The sequence below is a fragment of the Candidatus Paceibacterota bacterium genome, assembly GCA_028716825.1.
In the GTDB taxonomy this organism is placed as follows: domain Bacteria; phylum Patescibacteriota; class Minisyncoccia; order Minisyncoccales.
Genome location: JAQUPA010000031.1, coordinates 1 through 3,779 on the forward strand (window position 1 = coordinate 1; position 3,779 = coordinate 3,779).

The following is a 3,779-nucleotide window of genomic DNA, read 5'->3' on the forward strand; positions in this document are numbered from 1 at the left end:
TGTGTTCATAATGTTTACTTTATCGACTTTTGCTCTATAAATATCTTCAATTGCTTTTTTGATTTCTCGCTTATTTGTTCTTTCTAAAACTTTAAAAATATATTTACCTTGTTCTTCAAGAAATGTCGCTTTTTCTGAAATTAAAGGCTGTTTTAATGAACGCCACGCAATATCACTCTTACCAGGGGCAATGACCCTGGTTTCTTTTTTTATTTCTTTTATTTCTTTTATTTCTTTTAATTCTTTTTTATCTTTCTTATCCTTTTTTATCTCTTTCTCTTTCTCTTTCTCTTTCTCCTTTTTTTTCTTTTTACCAAATAAAGTTATCATTTTTTTTACTTATTTAATTTTTTCTTTTGCGAAACTTTGCGCTTTTTATTTTCTTCTTTCTTCTTCTTATTATTATCTGCTTTTTTGGATATCTCTCCTTTTTGAATATTCTCTAAAGCGTCTTTTTCTATGATTAAATATTTACCTTTTAAAAGAAAATATGGATTTAAAGAATCGCTCGGAATCGTCAAAATATTTTTAATGTTTGATGTTAATCTTGAAAATTTATTCTGATTACTTTCAAGTATAAATATTGTTTTTTTCTTTTTTATGTCTTTTTTAATCTTAGAAAGACTGTTCAGTATATCTGCTATTTCTTTTGTTTTTGGATTTTTTATTTCTATTTTTTCTAAAAATATAATTTCTCCGTCTTTAAGCTTCCTTGAAAGCACAAAGAATAAGGCTTTCTTTCTTTCTTTCTTGTTTAGTCTTATTTCGTATTTTTTCTCTCCAGACGGCCCGAAAGTAACCCCTCCTCCAATCCAGATTGGAGATCTTCTTGATCCATGACGTGCTCTTCCAGTACCTTTTTGACGCCATGGCTTTTTACCCCCACCTCTTTTTTCACTCCTATCTTTTGTCTTGGCAGTGTTTTTTCTTTCAAGTAAGCTGTAATATCTAACTATCCGATGTAAAAGATCAGGACTTGCCTTAATATCAAAAAATTCTTTTTTCAAAGCAACGTATCCTACTTTATTTCCTTTTTTATTGTAAACTTCTGATTTTAATGTTGCCATGATAATTATTTATTTGAAACTAATTCAAGCAAAGTTCCTTTCCTACCCGGTACTGCTCCATTTACGGAAATTAAATTTTTTTCTGCATCTACTTTAACTACTTTGAGATTCAAAACACTAATTCTTCTACCCCCCATTCTTCCTGCCATTTTTTTTCCTTTAAAAACTCTTGCATTATCTGTTGATCCAATAGAACCAGGCCTTCGTAAATTATGCTTTGTGCCGTGGCTTTTTGGCGCCCCCTTGAAATTCCATCTTTTTACAACGCCCTGAAACCCTTTTGCCTTTGAAACTCCAGAAATTTTTACTGGATCATTTTCGCTAAAAATTGAAACATCAAGTTTTTCTCCTTTTTTTATTTTATCCTCTAAACCATTTATTTTTCTAAATTCTTTTAAATATTTATATTCTGCACTTTTTTCTGTTTTTTTTATATTTTTTTTCTTTTTTTCAAAACCAATTTGTATTGCTTCATATCCATCTTTTTCTGTCTTTTTTGTTTTAGTTATAAAACACGGGCCCGCCTCTATCCAAGTTACCGGGATAACTTTTCCTTCATTATTAAAAACCTGTCCCATTCCTATTTTTTTCCCTAAAATAAATTTCATAATTTCTAATAATAAAAATTAATAAAAAAACTGGGAGCAGTCCCAGTTTAAAGGCTGCTCTGAAATAATAATTACATTTTTATCTCTATATCTACGCCAGCAGGAAGATTCAAATTTTGAAAACTGTCCATAATCTTTGGTGTTGGCTCTAAAACATCTATAATTCTTTTATGAATTCTCATTTCAAACTGTTCTCTTGAATCTTTATGAATAAAAGTAGACCTATTTACTGTAAATTTTTTTATTTCTGTAGGTAAAGGAATAGGACCTACCACCTTAACACCCTGGCGCATGACAGCGTCAAGAATCTGTCTTGCTGAGTTATCTACTAACCTGTGGTCGTATGCTTTAATTTTTATTCTTAGACGCCTGATTTTCTCCTCTTCTGGAATATTTTTTCCTTTTTTTTGTTTTTCCTCAGTCTTTTTCATGTCTTTTAAAATGTTCTAACACCCAAGAAAACCCTTACTATGTACTTAAAAAAAGTAAGGGTTCTCTTATCTAAACCCCGTTGAATAAATATTATTCAATGGGGTAAATTTATTTAAAATTTTAAAGATATTTTCTATTTATTTACCTTGGTAATCACTCCTGAACCTACTGTTTTCCCACCTTCTCTTACAGCAAACCTTTGTTGTTCTTCCATGGCAACCGGAGCAATCAATTTTGCTGAAAGGTTAACTGTGTCTCCGGGCATAACCATTTCAGTACCCTGAGGTAATGTTGCTTCTCCGGTTACGTCAGCTGTTCCGATATAGAATTGTGGTTTGTAACCAGTAAAGAAAGGTGTATGCCTTCCGCCTTCTTCTTTAGATAAAACATAAACTTGGCATTCAAACTCCGTATGAGGAGTAACACTACCTGGTTTTGCCAAAACTTGACCTCTTTCAATGTCTTCTTTTTTCAATCCCCTGAGTAAAATACCAACATTTTCACCTGCTCTTCCTTCTTCCATGGTCTTATTAAACATCTCAATACCAGTGACTGTTGTTTTCTTTGTTTCTTTTAAGCCAACAATTTCTATTTCTTCATTAAGTTTTACAACACCTCTTTCAATTCTTCCTGTAGCAACTGTTCCACGACCCTCAATTGTAAAAACATCCTCAATTCCCATTAAAAATGGCTTGTCCAGTGGTCTTTCTGGCTCTGGGATTTTTTCATCAAGAGATTTTATCAAATCAAGAATTGGCTTTGCTGCTTCGTCGTCTTTTGATTTTGTCTCAAGGGCCTTAAGAGCAGAACCCCTAACTATTGCGGCATCCTTCCCGTCAAATTCGTATTTATTCAAAAGCTCTCTTATTTCTTCTTCGACAAGATCAACCAATTCTGGATCATCGACTTGATCAATCTTGTTTAAAAACACGACAATCTGCGGAACCCCTACCTGCCTGGCAAGCAAAATATGCTCTTTTGTTTGTGGCATTGGGCCGTCAGGAGCTGAAACAACTAAGATTGCTCCATCCATCTGAGCTGCGCCAGTAATCATGTTTTTTATGTAATCAGCATGTCCTGGGCAGTCAATATGAGCATAATGCCTTTTTTCTGACTCATACTCAACATGTGTAATGTTGATTGTAAGGCCTCGCTCTTTTTCCTCGGGAGCAGCATCAATTTGCTCAACGCTTTTTTCGCTTGCCTTCATGCCGGCAACATTTAAAACGTGCAAAATGGCTGCAGTTAATGTTGTTTTACCGTGGTCAACATGACCAATGGTTCCTACATTAAGATGAGGTTTTGTTCTTTCAAATTTTTCTTTTTCTGCCATATTTTTGTGGGAGCAAAAATTATGCTTTGCTCCGTATTTTTTTTGAAGGTCGTATATTTCTCAAAATTAATACCGACCTCCGTATCCTTTTAACCGCAAACGCGGATTATTTATAAATTAATAAATTTATGTAAAGTTTTATTTTGACCTTTCAAAGATAATACTATTTTATGTAAATTGAGAAAAAAGTCAAGGGAAAAATCTTTATTTTCTCTTACCTTCTGCAATTTCCTCTCTTATATTCTTTGGAACCTCTGCGTAATGGTCAAATTCCATTGTAAAATTACCCCTTCCCTGGGTTAGAGAACGAAGACTCGTTGCGTATCCAAACATCTCAGC

At 33.2% G+C, this 3,779-nt stretch carries 6 protein-coding genes; all 6 read right to left on the reverse strand.

The window, feature by feature from the left end; translation table 11 throughout:
- On the reverse strand, positions 1-330 hold a 330-nt coding region (rplW, locus tag PHI88_03675), incomplete at its 3' end, for a 50S ribosomal protein L23 (GenBank protein MDD5552227.1).
- Positions 331-335: 5 nt separating this feature from the next.
- Positions 336-1,067: a 50S ribosomal protein L4 gene (gene rplD, locus PHI88_03680; protein ID MDD5552228.1), complete on the reverse strand. Its 732-nt coding sequence runs from the start codon at positions 1,065-1,067 to the stop codon at positions 336-338.
- Positions 1,068-1,072: 5 nt separating this feature from the next.
- On the reverse strand, positions 1,073-1,678 hold the full coding sequence (rplC, locus tag PHI88_03685; GenBank protein MDD5552229.1) for a 50S ribosomal protein L3: 606 nt from the start codon (positions 1,676-1,678) through the stop codon (positions 1,073-1,075).
- A gap of 68 nt (positions 1,679-1,746) precedes the next feature.
- Positions 1,747-2,106 carry a 30S ribosomal protein S10 gene (gene rpsJ, locus PHI88_03690; protein ID MDD5552230.1) on the reverse strand — a complete coding sequence of 120 codons (360 nt, stop codon included), beginning with the start codon at positions 2,104-2,106 and terminating at the stop codon, positions 1,747-1,749.
- 134 nt (positions 2,107-2,240) lie between these two features.
- Positions 2,241-3,440, reverse strand: coding sequence for an elongation factor Tu (gene tuf, locus PHI88_03695; protein ID MDD5552231.1), 1,200 nt, complete (start codon positions 3,438-3,440; stop codon positions 2,241-2,243).
- Positions 3,441-3,644: 204 nt separating this feature from the next.
- A partial coding sequence (locus PHI88_03700; protein ID MDD5552232.1) for a hypothetical protein occupies positions 3,645-3,779 on the reverse strand: 135 nt, incomplete at its 5' end.